We start from the raw sequence: 17,464 nt of genomic DNA on the forward strand, positions 1-17,464 counted from the left end.
CTCCCCATTTTTCCGGGGCGTCACCGCGAAACCTCTGATTGCCCTATGCTCAGCTGACAATTTTTCCGGCTGCCCAGGGGACAATATGGCAACTAACACCCAAGCTCCGCCTTTTGACTACATCACCGCTCAACCCTACCGCTCGATCCTTGAGAGGGATTTTGAGGAGATGCAGATGTGCCTTCAGGCGGGTGCGTGGAAGGCCGCCATGGTCATGGCCGGCAGCCTGATTGAGGCCATACTTGTCGAGCATTTGGAGAATCTAGGGTCGCCGGGCGACGAAGAAGCGCTGCGCAAGATCATGCTTAATGAAGCCATCAAGCGTTGCGAGGCGCTCGGCGAACTCAGCGAGACCGCCGCCAAGCTCTGCAGCGCGGTGAAGGACTACCGAAATCTCATCCATCCTGGAAAAGTTGCGCGAGACAGCCTGCCTCCACCGGATCAGAACAACGCCGTGATCGTCACGGCGCTGGTCGGGAAGGTCACGCAGGAGATCGCTGCGAAGCGGAACGCGCGAGCGGGGTTCACTGCGGAGCAACTGCTTCGAAAAGTGGAATGTGATGCCGGTGCAATGGCGTTAGTGCCACACATCCTCCGCGACATGCGGGATCAAGAAAAGGCTCGACTTCTTCTGGAGATCCTGCCTGCGGCGCATGCGAAACACAGCGCGTATGACGATGAGTATTGGGATGCAACACTTCCTCCACGCATCGCAGAAGCGTACCGGCTCACGCTCAACGACTCCCCGCAGCTCGCAGAAGCAGCAGCAAAGCAGTTCTACCGGCTGATGCTAAATGGCGATTCATCGGAGATCCTTCGCTACGGTCAAGCGTTCTTCCGTGCCCCTGAAATACAGCATTTGGAGCCCTCGGAACGGGCCGCCGTTGTCGATTATTTAATTGACAACGTCATTCCGCACCTCAGTGATGATTACTCTCAGGTGTCGGGGATTGGCCCTTTCCTCACTTCACAGAGTTTCCAGAACTATGTAGCTCCTATTCTTCGAAGCGCTCTGTCGGCCCGTCCGTCTAAAGCAGCGCAGGGCCATCTCAACGTCGAGCTACTCCATCTTCATGAGGATGTAAAGCCAAGCGCAAAAAAACACCTCTTGCGTCTTGCCAGTCTGCAAGAGGGGCGGGGCAACGCCGACCATGCTACTGCTCTGCGTGAGTATGCTGACTGGGTGGACTTCCCGTTCTAAGATAATTTGAAAAGTCTGCCTGACTCTAGAAGCGAATCAAAGACTTGCTTTGGACTGATTTCTGGAGCGGGCAGGCCGTTGCCCTTGGGCCGCAAGGGCACCATGTACTTTTCTGGAGGGTAAGCGGTCAAACGGTGGGGCGAAGATGGCTACTTGCCCCCCTCACCCAGGCCTTCATCGGATCCCGCGCCCTGGGTTTGGTTACGGCCGGCGGCCGGATTGGCTCCAGCGCCGCCATCACCCGCGCAGACGCCGTCGCAGCTGCCTCGTCCAGACGTTGGGCCTGCTGCTGTTGCTCCCGGGTCGGCGGCAGGCCGGGAAGTGGCAGCGGCGGCGGGATCGGCGTGCTGTCGGTCAGGCGGGCCACCGCCTGGCGCAGTGGCAGATCGGGGTACAGCCTGGCCGCACACCAGCGCTCGGCGTACCGCTTCGCCTGCCGGACGTTGGCCGCGCGCACTTCCTTCACCTGCCACATCTTCTGGCCTTCCATCCATAGCCGGACCCCAGGACCGCCGTCGGGCGTGACGCTCGCCGTCTCGCGGCCGTTGTACCAGAGCGCCCAGCGCTCACCGGTCTGGACCCAGCCAGAGGGGATTGGGGCGGTGCGGAAGCCGGCGGAGGAATACATGGCCGGAAGGATACGACCGGCCGTCGCAGATCCTGCGAAGGTACGCCACCGCTCAGCCCGCTGTGATGAAGCGTTCACCTTAGGGCGAGCACAGTACGGTCTCACGGCTCTTCTCCGGCGCAGAATCCTTTGCTCCCGTGTCCAGCCCCTCAAGCGGCACGGCTATGCACCCTCCCAACGCTTTCAGGATCCATTCGATCCTGCCTCTGCTTGCGCTAAATGGCGCAATCATCCGCCTGGAGCAGGTGCGATCAACCTGCAAAAACTGTGGGCTCAGGTCGTCGATGACTGAGGGTACAGGCTTTCAAAAGGACCGAACGGGAACCACGCTTACGTGCCCCGCTTGCGGAGCTACAGGATTGATGGACGAAATGGAGATCTGGCATCACTGGCTCGAGCAGTGCCGTCGCGAACGACTCCTGGCGCTGTTCGACCCCGAGCGCGATGATCAACTCGATATCGAGGACCCGAAATGACCGATGAAATCTCCGAACTGCTGGACCGTCTCCACTGCTGCGAAGTTGCGATCGAGGTTCACCGCGGCTATCTCAAGGCAATGGAGTATGCGCTGCGGGTATCTGTCCTGACCCACCCGGCGCCCGAGCAATTGACCGATACTTGGTTGCGCCTGCTACCCAGCATCGCGGCGAAGCACAAACACGATGGCGGCGCTCTCTTCGCCGCCGCCTTCCAGCAATCGCTAACGGTTCTGACCGAGCAAATCGGAGAGCCCGCCGACAGAGGCTAGACTGCGATGGCGTACGGCTCCACCAGCCCGACCAACAGATCCATGGCAGTCGCATAGGGTGCCTGGTGATCGCCTCGCTGATTGAATCGGGTCCAGTCCCCATGGGCCACACGCCCAAGCTCATCCGATTCAACGGGCAGCCATCTCATCGGCCAGAACGGCAGGCGACGCTGGCCCACCCTGCCCCGCTGCAGCTCTACGATCCCGTTATGGCTACTCGCACCCAACACGCGGGAATAGGCAACTGACAATCCATCCTCTGGCCCCTCCAAGTACTGGAGGAAGCGCTCACCATCAAAGAGGAGCACCCCCGTAACTCCAGCGTTACGGTTGAACCGGGCCGCGTCGTCCACAACTTGGTCCAGCTTTCCGCTGGACAGGCCTAGCTTGTCGCTGGCAATGTCCTCGCCGGCGCTGCTAACGTATACAACCGCCCTGATGGGCATGGCACACCTCCTTGACGGGGACCAGCCTACCAGCAACGGGTTCATGTCAGCGCGAGGTGGCGGACGCGCCCTGAACGCGTCAGGTTCGCGTATTGCTGAATTCGGAACTTCGTCACATGATGCAGGCCCAGCTACATGCACCATGCACGAAAGTTCTAGGTACTAAGCAATGCCCGACACTGGCCTTTTCTACGTTCTGGATATAGATGTGGTGCGTCGCGATGAAGGCAATATCGAACGCGTGAACGCAATCAGCGTACGCTGCAACCACTGCCGGCACATCACGCATTCCAGAACACCTGGCTTGGAGACCATGCCAGGAGGCACCCTGCTCGCATGCGCAGGATGCCGCAAGCGGCAAGCGGTCAGTAACGCGCGCTTGGTCGAATGCGACCACGTTTTAAGGCACGACGACCCAGCAACACATGCTGCCCAGACCGGTCTTCGTGGCCAAGTCGGGTGACATAGTCAGCGTTCCACCTCAGCCGTCGGCTGGGTGCCTCCCAGCCAAGCTCCCCATCGTGAAGGCATACCCGGCTTCTTCCAGCAGTGCCCTCATGCGCAACTCCACACGACGGGGAGAGCGCAATCCATTCGGCGCATAGAGAGCATACACGTAGCCGGCGCCGTCAATGATTTCGCGGCGGACTGCGCACTCGGTTGATTCGGTAGCTTCGCACCAGACAGACATTAGCCTAGCCGGGCTGATCGACTGACCATTGCGGAGTCGGAAGAAAAGCCAACGCACGCCTGGCGGTTGAGCTGGATCTACTCTAGCCATTGCGATCCCCGGATTCGTCTGGATAGATCACTGAGAACCTCAGGGTCCAGGCGAGGGCGCTCATCTTTAGAGGAACGTGGCAGATCTATGCGCTCACTACCGTTCACTAGCGCGGGGAGATCTGACTGCAGATCGATCCACCACTCGGAAGGAAGCCGGAGCCCAGTACCCGTTCGATCGTAGATGTATATCGGGAAATTCATAGCGTTGCTCCTAGATGTACCGAGCATACGCTTGCGCAATGTCAGGCCAGAATGCGACTCCTACAAGGCTGACGCATCAACTCTCTTTGCACATATGAACACGTGTGCTTCGTCTCGCTGAACTTTCAGGAACGACTCAAGCCAGCAAAGAGCAGCGCCTCTATTCGCAATCACTCTTCCCAACTTTTCAGTCAAACACCGCGCACACTCCATTCCACCAGGGCTTTGCCCTTGGCAGGTCCGGCACTGAGCCATCGTCGTCGTGGTCGCCGGGCGCGATTGATACATGATCTTCGTCATCAAGTTCACAGCTTGAGCATGGGACGACATATCAACGTTCCTTTTGATACAGAAGGAGCCGCGCTGGGCGCGGCCACTCCTTAGACGTCAACGGCGGCTATTGCGACCCTCACTGCCCTTTTGGTCCTGGCCATGGGTCGACTGCTCACGCTCCTTGCCTCCCGGCTGCTGCTGTTGCTGTTGCTGACCTTGCTTTCCGGCGAGGTCTTCACCGCCAAGCTCGTTTCCGTCCACTTGACCCTGCTGGCCTGGCTGCTTCTTCTCGCCATCCGAATTGGGACGGTCGTTCTGGTTCTGGGGGGAATTGTTCATTTCTCACTCCGATGCAGCCATCTGCTGCCAACCCACAATGGCCCTCAGCCTGTTACGCAGCCGTGCCCGATTGGCACCAGTATGAACAAGCGCCATGAACAGGTCGCCGCCTCCAAGGGTGTACAGTGCAGCTCTAAGAGGAGAAGAACATGGAACGCAAGAGGAACAAGGATTTCGTTGACGTCGAACGTGAACTCACGCATTGGGGATTGGCATTCAACTCTGGTGCGCTACCCGCCATTAGCTTCCGCCATGAAGTTGACCCGGTCATCCGACTCGCATGTGACATCTACACCAGAGACCCGCACGGAACACGCGCAGAATGGCTGGACGACCTCAAGGGCAGACTTGCGGCCCGATCCAGTCTCCGTGGTCACCCTGGCGCAGCGGAAATCGCAGGTCAATGCTGGTCGCGCCTCTCTTGCTCCTAGGAGTTTTCTTCCCGCGAGGCTGCGTCGTTCCCTTCTCGCATGAGCTGATCATTCAGCACGTGAACGATGGACATGACCGCATCGGCGAGCGCTCTTGAGTCGCTGATTGACCCGTAAAAATAGATACGGGAGCCTTCAACCCGGACTTCTGCCAAGGAGAGCTGAGATGCCAGGGCCTCGCACTTCCTCACGAATAGTTCAGTCCAGCGGGCACCCGGCGCAAGATCCAACAACGCAATGATGGCCTCATCAGTAGAGGAATCGACGCGCTCATGTAGCTGCGGCACATCGAAACCGACAATTCTCGGAAGCATGGAAGCGCTCAACGGTTGATCCTCTTGCTTATAGTCGGTTTGAGTATCCTCCACGATACTCGGATCCACCATCTGGCAAACCCCCACAGCCTTGCGCCAATCCCGCTCCCATGTCTCAATAGCCGGTCATTCCTAACATGGCCATGGCCGTCCTAAGGGAGGCGGCGGTGATCCGGGCGGAATAGCACATGCGCACCATCTCACCGCGGAAAGTGTCGTGCCACGGTGAAGCCGCCCAGCCACAGGCTAGGCGGCTACCACATCACATGAAGACGTAGCCTTGCGGCCCGTCGTTGTGGGCGCCCGAGATTCCCTCGCAGCCAACATCGCGGGTGTCGAAATGACGGAGCTTTCCCTTCCACGTGTAAGCACATCGATACAGTGGCGCGGTTCCTGGCAGCTGCACCGACGATACATAGCCGATCGGCCCTTGATTGGGAGGAATGACTTGCCCCTCACAATTCATGTCAGTTGAGGTGAAGCCATCCCATGGGGTGTGACTGAAACACTCCCTAATCGGGTGACTGTTCTCAAAGGGTGTCGTGGAGATAAACCCGATGACCCCTTCGTCCATCCAGCCCGACCGCACCCACGAGGCAATATCGTAGTGAAGAATCCTGTGGGTGTTGTTCTTGCCTTGATAGATGCGGTGGAGTTCTGCCAGCGTGACACCAGCCGGCACAGCAAGACTGGGATCCATCTGTACCGCCGCATTCGCCACGGATGCAAGGTCAGTCCCGCTTGCATGGGCGACGGGCGCGCCGCCAACTGCGAGAAGCAAAGAAATACTCAGAAGACTCGATTTCACGAAATGCTCCATTTCTTCAATCGCGAACATCTTGTTCGCCGCTCGATCCTATCTAGTCTTGCGAGCCCACAATGTGACAGCGCTCACGTCGATCACCCTCAATCATCTTTTAGGCGGATGGCATTGAATTGAAATTCGGCCACGCCGCACTCTTCATCCGAACCCCAGCGGCACCTCGGTCAGGTCCACGATGAAGATCGTGGCGTTCTGCGGCCCCATCGTCACGCCGCCCACCGGGAACGTGTTGGTGATCAGGGTCTGTTGAGTCACCTGCAATCGCGAGAGGAAGATCCGGTTGTCGCTGGTCATGTGGAAATGGTCGGCATTCATGGTGCACCGATCCTGTGACTGCGAGAAGTAGTAGAAGCGCGGCGACGGGATGGCAATGCCGATCTTTGTCCCTGGGAAGAACTGGCCGATCTCTACGGGAGGCCCGGGGACCGTTGGCAGCGCCACCACCTGGAGTACCCGCAGACCCTTGCGTCGGGAGTCGTAGAAGACCGTGCCGTCTTCGCCACGCATGCGCAGACCAACCGGTCCACTGGCCGCACGCTCGGTGGCATTGAATGTGTAGTACTCCAGCGTCTTGTTCGGCGCTTGGTTGGAAGCGTAGACGAAACACGTCACACCGGTCTGAACCAGAGTGAATCCCGTCGTAGTTGCCACGCTGTCATTGATGTAGCGGCAGACATGGAGATTCGATGTCCCGCTCGTTGAGGCCAGGACCCCGCTCGGCGACCATGAGGCAAATGGCGGCGAGCCGCCGGTCCCGCCGCCGGAGAAAGTTCCGGTGTTGAGCGTCCCTGACTTGGCCAACTGTAGATTCTGATAGCCAGCCCCAATCTGGATCTGCCCGGTTCCCTGGTTCCGCACGCGTAGTCCGACGGCCATCAGCTGTATACCCCGTAATGAAGGGTGATGCCGCCGACGGTGTCCGTCGTGGGCTTGCTCGGAAACATCTCCATCCTGACGTGGAAGTTCACCACGTCAGGATCCCAGCTCCAGTTGATGCTGTTCCCCGATATGGTCACCGAAGGGACCAGCATTCCGTACACCGATCGTTGGCCTTCGCAGGTGAAGTAGTAGTAAGGCTCGCCGCCAAGGAAGTCGTTGACGACGAGCCCTCCATTTGCCTCGGGTGGCGCGACCCACTTGTTGTTGGAATTGACAGGGTTGTAGAGCGGGAACGTGTAGGACCCGATCCTCTTCGACAGCTTGGTGGTAACCGAAGTCTCCACGTACCCGCTCTCGGTCCGAACCCTCAGCCCAATGTCGACCATTACTGCAGCACTCCAAGCTCCACGGCGAGATTGCCGTTCGGGTAGCGGATGTAAATGCCCTGGTTCGTGATGTTCAGCTGATACCCGCCGGCTACACTGGCATTGAACTCGAACCCGCCGCCGGCAGCCTTGTTGATCCGCCAGCCAGTCTGTCCAGGCAAGTAGTCATCGGATTGGATCGCCCCGCTGATCTTCGCGTTGGTGATCGCCGCATCGGCAATCTTGGCGCTGGTGATCCACGCGGTGCCGATCAGGGCCTGGTTGATGAAGGTCTGTCCGCCCTGGATCACAAAGGGCGAGGTCAGCTGCCCGTTGACCAGGTTGACGAACGCGAAGCGATCGGCAGTGAACAGCACCTGGCTCTGGTAACCGCCGTCCGGCTGGTTCTCGATGCCGATGCCCATGCCCGCTGCGTAGTACTGGCCATCGGCCGCGATCTGCAGCTTCAGGCTGTACGAGGCGCTGATCTGTCCGTCCAAGTCGACCAGAGCCTGCGAGGTGGCCTGCACCATCGCCCTGGTTTCGCCTACCGCTGCTTCGGTGGTATCCACACGCCGGCCCAGCGCATAGTCACCGCTGGCGATGACTGTCAGCGTGGTGATCGTGCCGGCAAACGCGTCCTCATCACCCGCATTCCAGTCCCCATCGCCGGCGTGCTCCGCGCTGTATTGCGCCACCAAGCCATCTACGCGGTTGCCCACCGCCGTGACCTTGCCGTCCACCTCCGTAACATCCAGCTCCAGCTGATCGATCCGCCCAGCCAACGCACCGGCCTCGGCCACCGCATCGCCGACGCTCTTCCACTTCGTGCCCGGGGGCTCCTCGTTGCCGGGGGCGGCGTCGGTCCACAACCAGATCTTGCCGTTGTGCACCACCGTCTGGCCCGATTCGTACGTGGCATCTGCGGCCCAGATCAACGGCGCGATACTGCTGATGCTCTCGATCTCCGACAGCAGCTCCCGCCCCAGCGCGCTCTTGTTGATGAGGCCAGAGAAATAGGCGTCATACTCGGTCACGTCGGTGCTCGACTCGCCCACGACACCAGCGCCAGCGGGATACCACGGTCCGATGTTGCCGCTGCGGTCCACCAACCGACCCCAGAAGTAGAACTTCGCGCCGGCGGCCAGGCCATCGAGCCGGTGCCGGTTCTGGGGATAAGCGAAATCGCCCAGCTTCGTCGCGTTCTCCAGGTTCGGGCCAGCGCTGCGCCAGATCTCGGTGCGTTCGGTGTCGGTTGCCCCGGGCGGGAACGCCCAGGCCAGCTGGATGCCGAACACCACCGACGCTGCCGTCAGCGAGGTCAGCGCCGGCGGCGGCTCCGTTTTGCCCTGAATGTCGGTGAGGACGCTGAGGGCGGGCTGCGACACGGCATTGAGCGCGTTCACTGCACGCACCCTGGCCAGGTACTTGCCCGCGTAGATCCCGCGCACCTCCGCGCTGGCTGTGCCGACGCGCCCGACACGCACCCAGTTGAGGTCGTCCCTGCGCCACTCCACGTCGTAGGCAATCGCCTTGTCGGCGGCGTCCCACTCGATGGTCAGCACCGGCGTGGCAATGCCCTGGTCGATCACCACATGCGAGGACATGCGCACGTTGGTCGGTGGCGGCTGCACGCTGGGCGGCACGATGCTGATCGGTGGCGGCTCCAGCCGGGTGCCGTCATCGATCGCAGCGAACTTGTCCGGCCGATGGGTCAGCGCCGTGATGCGGTAGGTAAGCCCATCCTCCTCCGTGACGCTGATGACTCGGAATTGCTCCATCACCAGGTCGGTCGATTCGGTTGCCCAGATCGACTGCGCCACAGGCACCGCGCTCCAAGGCGCCGAGACGGCCACCACGCGCGTTCCCGGGTTGACCCCGCTGATGGTGCGTGCTTCAGTCTTCCCGCTCGGCAGCGTGGCGCGCAGGAGGTCCCCGACCTGCATCGAGGGCGGCACCACATCCAGTGTCAGGCTGCTCGCCGATGCCGCGCTGATGCGACCAGAATTGCGCCGGCCGGCACGTTTGGCATTCGCGACCTGGATAACATCCCCAGGCATGCAGTTCAGCGCATCCAGGCCCACGGCGAAGTTGACGGTCTCCGTCTCCAGATTCTCGCTGTAGAGGATGTGCAGCCCCACGCGCTGGGCCTGCGACTTGGAGTGGCAGCCGAAGGCCGTCACCTCAATCTGATTCACGCCATAGCGGGCGATGCCTTCCTGCAGCTGGACCGGCTCGACCTTCTGCCGGCCGAAGTCACCGGGATCCGACCACGACACCAACGCCACCGTGTGACGAGCCTTGCCGCCGCTGCCGATGTAGGTGAACTTCCCGTCGACCACGTTGGCTTGGCTGTAGGTATAGACCGGGTCCTTCGGCATGTCGGCCGAGGCCATGATCTGCCCCGCCGCGTAGAAGCTGATGCCGCGGAACATGCTGGCCATGTCCTGCAGCACCTTGTGGGCCGACTCCCGGGTCTGCAGGTACAGGCTGCAGGTGAAGCGCGGCTCCATGCCGCCCATGCCGTCGCTGACCAGCTGATCGCAGTACTGCGCGATCTCGTACAGGCGCCACTTGTTGACCCAGTCCAGCGGGATTCGGTCGCCCAGACCGAAACGGTCGTTGGTGACCATGTCGAAGAACACCCACGCCGGGTTGTTCGTCCAGGCCGACTTGAAGGTGCCATCCCACACCCCGCTGTAGGTACGCGCGATCGGGTCGTAGTTGCTGGGCACGCGGATGATCCGACCCCAGATGCGGTAAGCCGTGGTCGGCTTGCCCTGGAACTGGCTGCCGTCGATCTGGATCGCGGCCAGTGCGCAGTTCGGGTAGCGCAGCTTCACGTCGATGATCTCCGTCATGGAGATCACGTTCACGGTGTCGGCCACGGTGGAGCTGTTCGCGTTCGGCGTAAGGCGGCGGATCCGCGCCTGCCACTGATTGCCCGGCGGCAGGTCGATGCGGTGGCTGCGCTGGTACTCGGTGGTGGTCTTGCCGCGGAAGGCGTTGCTCAGCACCGTGCTGAAGGCGCCGCCGTCAGTGGACAGATCGATGGCGTACTCGACGGCATAGCCCTCGGTGTCACCGTTCTCGGTGTTCTGCCTTTGCAGGGCGGGAACACCAAACCGAATCCGAACCGCAGACAGATCCTGCCCGGAGGCTGCTCGCACTACCGGTGTGTCGCGCAGCTCGACGCCTACGCCGATCTCGTTCTCGACCGACGGGAAGCCCGGGATGTACTCCTGGTCCTGAGTGCCCGAGCGCGTCTCGACCTTCACGCCATTGAAGTTGAAGCTGCCGTCGCTGTTCTGGATCGGCACCTCATTGAGGTAGATGGACTGGTTGCCGGCCACCAAACCCCGGATCTCGCCCTCGCTGACCAGGTCCAGCACCTTGGCATAGGAGATCGAGTGCAGGCTGTCCGGGGTCTCCACCGGCGTGCGGGCATTGGTGCTGCTCTTGCCGCCTGCGCCGATCACATCAACGCACGCCAGGGCCAGCGGATCGTGTTGAGAGCTGACGGCTCGGTTCACTGCTGGTCCTCCGCGTAGATGCCGCCGCTGATCACCACGGATCCGACGACCATCCCCTTTGTGTCGTGGCCGCCGTAGGCGACGGGCACGGGGTTGCCTTGGGCCTGCACGTTCACAGGCCCGTTCATGCTGTAGTTCGGCGTGTTCTCGGCGGCCTCCTTCGTCCCTAGGCCACGGGGCTGGGGCGACAGCATCTGCGCCACGCCGCCGATCGCCAGACTCCAGCCGGCCGCGCCGACAGCGCCCCAGAACTTGGCCGCTGCGGCGCCGGCGCCCGGACCGCCGTAGATGGAGGCCACCACGATCAGGGCCACACCGACGATGGTCTGCAGGGCACCCCCACGTTTGGAGCCGACCAGCACCGGTGCAATGCGGATATCGTCGGCACCCGGCGGATCGTGCAGCTGCGCCTTGCTCAGGTTCTCCCGCCCGATGAACACGGCAAACTCGACGCCCTGGTCCTTGCAGCCTGTCAGGAACTGCCGGAAGCCGGGCAGCAGGATGCCGAGCGCGAAAATGGCCTCGGCCGGGCTGTTCACCACCAGCTGGAACTTGCGGCCAAAGCGAGCGCCGAGGCGCCCGTACAGCCGGACAGTGCGCAGGCGCTCAGTCATTGCCGGCCTCCTTGTGGCGGACGATGTAGCGGGTGCGCTCGGCCCACATGCCGCCGTAGACCACCGTTTCAGACAGGCGCCCGTGCATGTGGTGCAGCATCTTCCCGTCGCCCAGGTAGACGCCGGCATGATTCGGTACAGGTGAGCGGATCTGCATCAGGATCATGTCGCCGCGGCGCGGCTCGCCTTGGATGACCGCGAAGCCCTCCGCCTGCAGCCGGTCCAGGCTGTAGAGGTCCTGCCCCTTCTCCCACCAGTCGTCCTCCCGCTCGTACTGGCTGAGCTGGATGCCCAGCTCGCGGACGTAGAAATCACGCACCAGGCTGTAGCAATCCAGCACGCCGTGGGCGAACTGCCGGCCTACCAGCGGCGCCTCGTAGCCGCAGGGCACTATGGTCTGCAGGTCGCCACATTCGGGGTCAGCCCCAACGCACTGCCCCACGCTCACGACGTGCCACGGCAGGCCGCTGGCCTCGCACATGACGCGGTCGGCATCAGAGGCAACCGCAGACGCGTTCGGGTGACTGTGCACGACGGCCAGCACTTCGCCGTTGTCCTCGGCGTCGGCAAAGTCCTCTGCCGGCAGCCGGAAGTGCTCGCTGGGAGTTGTGGCCAGGTTGCGGCACGGGACGTATATCTCCCCATCGCAGCCGGCCACGATGAGGCCGCAGCACTCGCGCGGGTAGTCGGCCACGGCATGTGCCTGGATGGCCTGCAGGGTGCTCTGTTGCATGGATCTCGCCCATAGAAAAGGCCCGCGCCTGGCGAGCCCTGTGGTGCTGCTGGTGCAGCGCGAATGGTCTGGAGCTGGGGTATGGCGGATCGTCAGGTCCGCAGCAGGCCGGCGGCGGGGAATCCACCGTGCGGAATCGGCTTGTCCTGGCCGAACCGCAGTTGGCAGCTCCGGACCAGTCCGGCGCACACGTCCCTTGCCGGGTCGTCGACCGGCTGGTCGTTGATATCGAAGTAGGCCGAGCCGGTGTAGCCGCAGTAGGGACCTCGATAGCCCCCGTGCAGCAGGGCGCTGCAGATCCTCGTGCATTGCCGCGCGGGCAGCTCCCGCCCGTTGAAGTCGGCCACCGTGGTCAGCTCGAACTCAACCGTTTCGTCGTCCTCGCCCACCTTGCGCTCGATGTACCAGATCTCATCCGGGAAGTGTTCGCCCGGATCAGCCAACGGGTTCCCCGCGGGGAAGTTGGCCGCGTCCAGGTACTTCACCAGCGTCTGCCGGCGGATCAGCTTGGCGCCGGCTAGATCCTGGAACATGCGGCACAGAGCGCCGATCCGGCCGTCGATGTTGCTGACCCTAAGCCGCGGGTTGGGCTGCTGCTCGCTGGTGCGCTCGAAGCCGGTAGCGCTGATCGGCCATGGCCCATATTCCTGGCCCTGCCACCAGATCACCTCCGACTGCAGGTGCTGGTGAAACCAGAGCTGATCTGCACCGAAGCTGGTGCAGTCCAGTTCATAGACCGTGACGCGGCCGCCTGGCTCGAGCTGCTGGGCATCTGCGGTGATCATGCCGCATCGACCTCCGCATCCTCGGTTTGTTCGAGCTCCGGAGCGTCAACGACGACACGTACCGTCAGCAAGTAGACAATGTCCCTTGCCTCTCCGGTCGCCGGATCGGTACACGTGTAGAGCACCGCACCCGCCTCCTGCTGGATGGCCAGACGGATGGTCTGTTCGTCGTTCTCGTCACGGTATACGCTCGCGCGCCACCCGGTAGCCGGCTTGATCCCCGGACCAGCTACCCGATACACACCAGTCGCAACACGAGCGCACGCGATGCCCAAAGCATCAAACGAGCAACCGATGCTTGTGCCAGGAGCATGGTCTCCGTCGAGCACGATCCCGCCATCAGGCTGGATGTTGAACGCTGCAGTGCAGGTGAGCTCCATGTTCATGCTCTCTTGATGAAGTTGTTTGCATCCACCGTCGTGTTTCCCGCGTGCCACAAGGCACTGCCCCTGAAGGTGACAGCCGTTCGGGTGATCGTAAGCACCTGGACATAGGCCGAATTGAAGAAGTCGCCGTCCTTCAACCAGACTTGGCATTGGGACTCGAATCCGTTGGGCCCCGTAGGGACCAGGAAAACACCGGCCAGATCGCTGTTGCTGGCGTTGTAGGACAGGGTGAGCTTGGCTCCGAAATCGCTCGTAGCATTCGCATTGTGGAAGAAGTTCGCGCGACGAACTGCCGTTCCGCCGCCTCGCATGACGAGCGTCCCCGTCATGGCACCGGCTTCACCGCCAGACTTCGGAACAGCCGCCGCAGCTGCAGCACCCGCATTGGTCGCCTTCGTGTCCGCGGTGGCCGCAGCTGTGGCGACGGTACTGATCCGACCATCGAGGTACGCGTCGTTATCGTTGACCTTCCCGAAGGCGATCCTGGCTGGATCGCCCTTCTTGCCGTTCGGCTGGACTGTCTCGATATTGATTGGCTGAAGTGCCATGTTCTCTCCTTACGGCTGGAAAGTCTGTTCGAAGGTGGCCGTGACGCTGTAGGTCAGGCCACCAAGGTGGGAGTCCGTGTAGGTGTCGCAGTAGTAGAGGCCCGTTCCCCACGGGGCGGCCCACCAGAAGGACATGCCGGCGTGTGCATCGAGGAAGGCAATGATCTCGGTGATCACCGCCTTGGGCGCAACGAAGCTCACCTGGTACTTTCTGGCAACGGAATTGATGCCCTCCGCGACCTGCTGTGAGTAACCATCCCCGAACTTTGCACGCCTCACCGACGCAGTCGCTGATCCGCTGCTCTGGCTGGTGGCTTTCCAACTGAATGTGTCGGTCATCAACCTTTCCCCATCACCCTCATAGCGCCGCCGTCCTTCATGGACCGGAGCTGCGCATCGTTGATCTTCATGTCGATCAGCTGCCCGATCTCCTTGCCGAACTGCTGCCACAACGGGGTGTCGGCTGACACATCGGTCGATCCGTCGCTGTTCACCACGACGTTCACGTTCACCTGTGACGACCCTGAGCCGCCGCCATGTGCAGCGACGCCCAGGCGACCATCTGGTCCACGCTGCAGAGGCATGATGGCCTCCGGCCCGGCCTCACCGAACACGCCCGCTCCCTTCGCGAAGGCGAAAAGCTGCGGGGAGCTGTAGACGCCGCCGGAATACGCCGACAGGCTTGGCGATGTGTAGACACCACCGTTGGCATTGCGGCCAATGTTCGCGAGAAGGTCGGAGTTGATCTGCTGCGTCCCACTGGTAGCCGCGGCGTTCCCCGCAGCAGTGACCCCACCGCCCCAGGCACTGGCGATCATCCCGGCAATGCCGACGATGGCCTGCTTTGCGGCAATACGTGCTAGGTCGGCAATGATCGAGTTGGCCAGGTCGCGGAACGACAGCTTCCCGGTCATGGCGAACTGAACCAGCGCGTCTTCCGCGCCCTGGAATGCGTTCGTCAGCGCGGAATGGGCCTGGCCAGCCGCGTTGTTCGCCTCCGTGGCGTAATCCTCGAAGGCGGCTCGGGTGCCGTTGCGCCAGTCTCCCATCGCGGAAAGCCGGCGGGCTTGGTAGTCCATCTCCAGCTGCAACTGCTCGTCCCTGTGCCTAGCCGCATTCGCCGCCAGCTGGTCCCACTGGTCCTGATCGGTGGCCACCTTTCGGTCGCCCAAGCGCTTCAGTTCGTCCTCGTACTCCCGTTGCACGTCCATCTGCCGGCGCAGCTGGGCGACCGCGTCCTGGCCACGGCCGTAGCTCATCAAGTCCAGCTCATTACCCCGACGCCGTGACTCGGTCTGCTGGTCGAAGATGGCCTGCTGGCGGGTTAGCGCCTCCAAGGTCTTCTTCTGCTTATCCTTGGCCTCCACCAGGTCGCCGGTCGTCTTCAACTCCTCCAGCATCGTCCCGATGCGCTTCCGATCCGCTTCGGGAATCTTGGACCCCAGCCTGTCCAGTTCTTCCAGCACCTGCACCCGCAGGCGCTGGCTGACAGTGAGCTTCTCCTCGGTGCCTGACTGCTCTTTGTTCAGAGCTACCTGCTGCTGAATTCTGGCAACGATAGACGTGGCCGGGTTTGTTTTGGAGCCACCGCCCCGGCGCGCTTCTGCCTCAGCGAACTGCTTCCGCGACGCTGCGACTTCCCGGTCGATATCAGCCTGGTCCTTGCCGAGCTTCTTGCCCAGGGCGACGATCTGCGCCTCTTCGGCGAGCTGCTTCTGGCGCTTGGACAGGTTCTGCCCGGCCAGACGATCCCATTCCTGTTGGTCCTTCTTCCGCTGCTCTAGGCGCTTCCGCTCCCCAGCGCTGTCGATCGATTCCTCTGCGCCATTGCCGTAGATCCCTGCCATCGTGACGGTGGGCTTGGGGCCAAGGCCCCAGTACCTCTCGGCGAAGTCATTCGCCGCGCCAAGCAACCCACCCGCGAGCTTTGCCTGGCCTGCTATCGGGGTGAAGAATGATGCCGTCTCCGCCACCGCACCTCGTTTCACCCCCGTGGTGCGCGTGAGGAGGCGATCAGTGAGATCGATGTACCGCCCAAGCTCATTGAAGGCCGATGAGGTGTCGTCCTTTACTGCCTTCCACCACTGGCTGACGCCCGAAAGGGACTCACGCGCCTTTGCAGAAACATCTCCAAGGCTGGCGTGATAGATCCGGATCGCCTCCGTTACCGCCTCTTGCTGCCTCCCTTCTTCTTGAAGCGCGGTCACCCGGTCCAGTTGCGCGCGCGTGAGGAAGTGCTCGGCCTCGTTCAGCTTTAGCAGGCCTTCTACCGGGTCCTTCGCCAGCTCCTTGAACTTGTCGATGGTGGAGTCGATGCTCTGACCAGTCGCTCCTTCCATTTCGGCCGCTGATTCCGACACCAAGCGGAACTGTTCGCCAGTGAACCGGCCTGATGCCGCAACCTGAGTCAGCGCCGCCAGGGCCTTGCCCCGTGTTACACCGCCAAGGTTGTCCATCTGCCGAGCGAGCGCCGCAATCTGCTCGGCACTGGTTCCGGCATAGTTTCCGGTCGTGATCAGCGCCAGTTCCGCCTGCCGCTGCGCCTCTCCGACCTGATACCAAGCCACGCCAAGCGCTGCAGTCGCCGCGGCTGTGGCTGTGAGCGGGTTGATCATCGACAGCAGCTGCGACGCCAAGGCGGCGGCCGCTGGCCGGATGCCGCCGAACATGTCCTTGAGCTGTCCGCCCTGCTGCAGGAAGACAGTCAGCGGGTTCTGCCCACCCTGCAGGCTCACAGCAATGTCGGTGATCTGCGCGGGCACGCCGCGCATTGCCGCTGCCTGCTGGGCCGCGCTGACACCGTATGCATTCAGCTCCTTTCCGGAGCGCTTGGCCGCAGCTTCAGCGCGGGCCAACTTCTGTACGATCTCGTCCAGCACCGGCCCACTCGTGCGCAAGGCAGCGTTGTAGGCCAACTGCTGGGACCGGGTCATGCCCAGGGTGTCCGCCTGGCGCACCAGCGTATCGACGCGCGAGCGCTCAGCGCGCGACAGCTGCTGATACTGCTGCTGTGCGCTGCCCGACATGTCGGCGACACCGCGTTTTGCTGCAGTGATCGCACTGTCGAACTGCTGCGTATCGACGACCAGGTCGATTCGAGCCGCGCCAATTGATTGGTCGGTCATGGTCAGCCCTTGCAAATTTCGGTTAGGGCAGCGCCCTCAATGATGCGTATCGCGGCCATCACCTCGGCCCGGCGATCACCGGTCAACCCTTCGCGGTCAAGCTCTTGGAACACGACGTTGTAGTCCAGCCCAAACGGACCTCCGGCGCTTGCACGCCACTGGGTGGAGACCCGCGAGAAGATCTCGATAGGCAGCGAACACTCGGGCCACAGCTGCACGTCCGGCGGCTGGTAGTGCTTCGCTTTGAGGCCGACCTGGGCAAGCTCGGCCTCGGTGGGGGCGCGCCAGTACAGCGCCCCCACCGCCTCG

General features: G+C 62.2%; 19 protein-coding genes. 2 read left to right on the forward strand and 17 right to left on the reverse strand.

What is annotated here, in order from left to right:
- Positions 1 to 85: 85 nt before the first annotated feature.
- Positions 86 to 1,201 (forward strand): hypothetical protein, encoded by a 1,116-nt coding sequence (locus tag ACUVWL_RS07920; protein WP_197574458.1) that lies wholly within the window; start codon positions 86 to 88, stop codon positions 1,199 to 1,201.
- Between the two features lie 127 nt (positions 1,202 to 1,328).
- On the opposite strand, the gene ACUVWL_RS07925 is transcribed toward ACUVWL_RS07920, so the two are convergent.
- Entirely contained in the window at positions 1,329 to 1,829 is a 501-nt protein-coding gene (locus ACUVWL_RS07925; protein WP_445979014.1) for a hypothetical protein, read from the reverse strand.
- A 472-nt stretch (positions 1,830 to 2,301) separates the two neighbouring features.
- Here ACUVWL_RS07925 and ACUVWL_RS07930 point away from each other — a divergent pair, with 472 nt between their 5' ends.
- On the forward strand, positions 2,302 to 2,577 hold the full coding sequence (locus ACUVWL_RS07930) for a hypothetical protein (RefSeq protein ID WP_164166280.1): 276 nt from the start codon (positions 2,302 to 2,304) through the stop codon (positions 2,575 to 2,577).
- Here ACUVWL_RS07930 and ACUVWL_RS07935 read toward each other — a convergent pair.
- The 16 genes from ACUVWL_RS07935 to ACUVWL_RS08010 all read right to left on the reverse strand — a co-directional run bounded on the left by ACUVWL_RS07935 (position 2,574) and on the right by ACUVWL_RS08010 (position 17,457).
- Entirely contained in the window at positions 2,574 to 3,023 is a 450-nt protein-coding gene (locus ACUVWL_RS07935) for a BLUF domain-containing protein (protein WP_445979015.1), read from the reverse strand. The two genes, ACUVWL_RS07930 and ACUVWL_RS07935, sit on opposite strands and share 4 nt — an antisense overlap.
- Before the next feature lie 481 nt (positions 3,024 to 3,504).
- The gene (locus tag ACUVWL_RS07940) at positions 3,505 to 3,804 is read right to left on the reverse strand and encodes a hypothetical protein (protein ID WP_142234548.1); all 300 of its coding nucleotides are present in this window, start codon (positions 3,802 to 3,804) and stop codon (positions 3,505 to 3,507) included.
- A gap of 590 nt (positions 3,805 to 4,394) precedes the next feature.
- Positions 4,395 to 4,619, reverse strand: coding sequence for a hypothetical protein (locus ACUVWL_RS07945; protein WP_164166284.1), 225 nt, complete (start codon positions 4,617 to 4,619; stop codon positions 4,395 to 4,397).
- Positions 4,620 to 5,046: 427 nt separating this feature from the next.
- Complete coding sequence (locus ACUVWL_RS07950) at positions 5,047 to 5,418, reverse strand: hypothetical protein (protein ID WP_239508202.1); 372 nt, start codon at positions 5,416 to 5,418, stop codon at positions 5,047 to 5,049.
- Positions 5,419 to 5,626: 208 nt separating this feature from the next.
- Positions 5,627 to 6,202 (reverse strand): hypothetical protein, encoded by a 576-nt coding sequence (locus ACUVWL_RS07955; protein WP_164166286.1) that lies wholly within the window; start codon positions 6,200 to 6,202, stop codon positions 5,627 to 5,629.
- Positions 6,203 to 6,325: 123 nt separating this feature from the next.
- On the reverse strand, positions 6,326 to 6,988 hold the full coding sequence (locus ACUVWL_RS07960) for a hypothetical protein (RefSeq protein WP_445979016.1): 663 nt from the start codon (positions 6,986 to 6,988) through the stop codon (positions 6,326 to 6,328).
- 74 nt (positions 6,989 to 7,062) lie between these two features.
- Positions 7,063 to 7,452, reverse strand: coding sequence for a hypothetical protein (locus tag ACUVWL_RS07965; RefSeq protein WP_164166294.1), 390 nt, complete (start codon positions 7,450 to 7,452; stop codon positions 7,063 to 7,065).
- Positions 7,452 to 10,964, reverse strand: a complete 3,513-nt coding sequence (locus ACUVWL_RS07970) for a host specificity protein J (protein ID WP_445979017.1) — start codon at positions 10,962 to 10,964, stop codon at positions 7,452 to 7,454. The genes ACUVWL_RS07965 and ACUVWL_RS07970 overlap by 1 nt, the downstream gene beginning before the upstream one ends.
- A complete protein-coding gene (locus ACUVWL_RS07975) occupies positions 10,961 to 11,578 on the reverse strand; it encodes a tail assembly protein (protein WP_445979018.1) in 618 nt (205 codons plus the stop codon). The genes ACUVWL_RS07970 and ACUVWL_RS07975 overlap by 4 nt, the downstream gene beginning before the upstream one ends.
- The gene (locus ACUVWL_RS07980; RefSeq protein WP_445979019.1) at positions 11,571 to 12,272 is read right to left on the reverse strand and encodes a C40 family peptidase; all 702 of its coding nucleotides are present in this window, start codon (positions 12,270 to 12,272) and stop codon (positions 11,571 to 11,573) included. Before ACUVWL_RS07980 ends, ACUVWL_RS07975 begins: the two co-directional genes overlap by 8 nt.
- A gap of 131 nt (positions 12,273 to 12,403) precedes the next feature.
- Entirely contained in the window at positions 12,404 to 13,096 is a 693-nt protein-coding gene (locus ACUVWL_RS07985) for a phage minor tail protein L (protein WP_445979020.1), read from the reverse strand.
- On the reverse strand, positions 13,093 to 13,482 hold the full coding sequence (locus ACUVWL_RS07990) for a hypothetical protein (protein WP_401728118.1): 390 nt from the start codon (positions 13,480 to 13,482) through the stop codon (positions 13,093 to 13,095). The genes ACUVWL_RS07985 and ACUVWL_RS07990 overlap by 4 nt, the downstream gene beginning before the upstream one ends.
- A complete protein-coding gene (locus ACUVWL_RS07995; protein ID WP_445979021.1) occupies positions 13,479 to 14,030 on the reverse strand; it encodes a hypothetical protein in 552 nt (183 codons plus the stop codon). The genes ACUVWL_RS07990 and ACUVWL_RS07995 overlap by 4 nt, the downstream gene beginning before the upstream one ends.
- A gap of 9 nt (positions 14,031 to 14,039) precedes the next feature.
- Entirely contained in the window at positions 14,040 to 14,369 is a 330-nt protein-coding gene (locus ACUVWL_RS08000; RefSeq protein WP_164166308.1) for a phage tail protein, read from the reverse strand.
- Positions 14,369 to 17,155, reverse strand: coding sequence for a phage tail tape measure protein (locus ACUVWL_RS08005; RefSeq protein ID WP_445979022.1), 2,787 nt, complete (start codon positions 17,153 to 17,155; stop codon positions 14,369 to 14,371). The genes ACUVWL_RS08000 and ACUVWL_RS08005 overlap by 1 nt, the downstream gene beginning before the upstream one ends.
- Before the next feature lie 2 nt (positions 17,156 to 17,157).
- Complete coding sequence (locus ACUVWL_RS08010; RefSeq protein ID WP_164166312.1) at positions 17,158 to 17,457, reverse strand: DUF1799 domain-containing protein; 300 nt, start codon at positions 17,455 to 17,457, stop codon at positions 17,158 to 17,160.
- Positions 17,458 to 17,464 lie beyond the last annotated feature (7 nt).

It is taken from the genome of Stenotrophomonas muris (assembly GCF_052751275.1).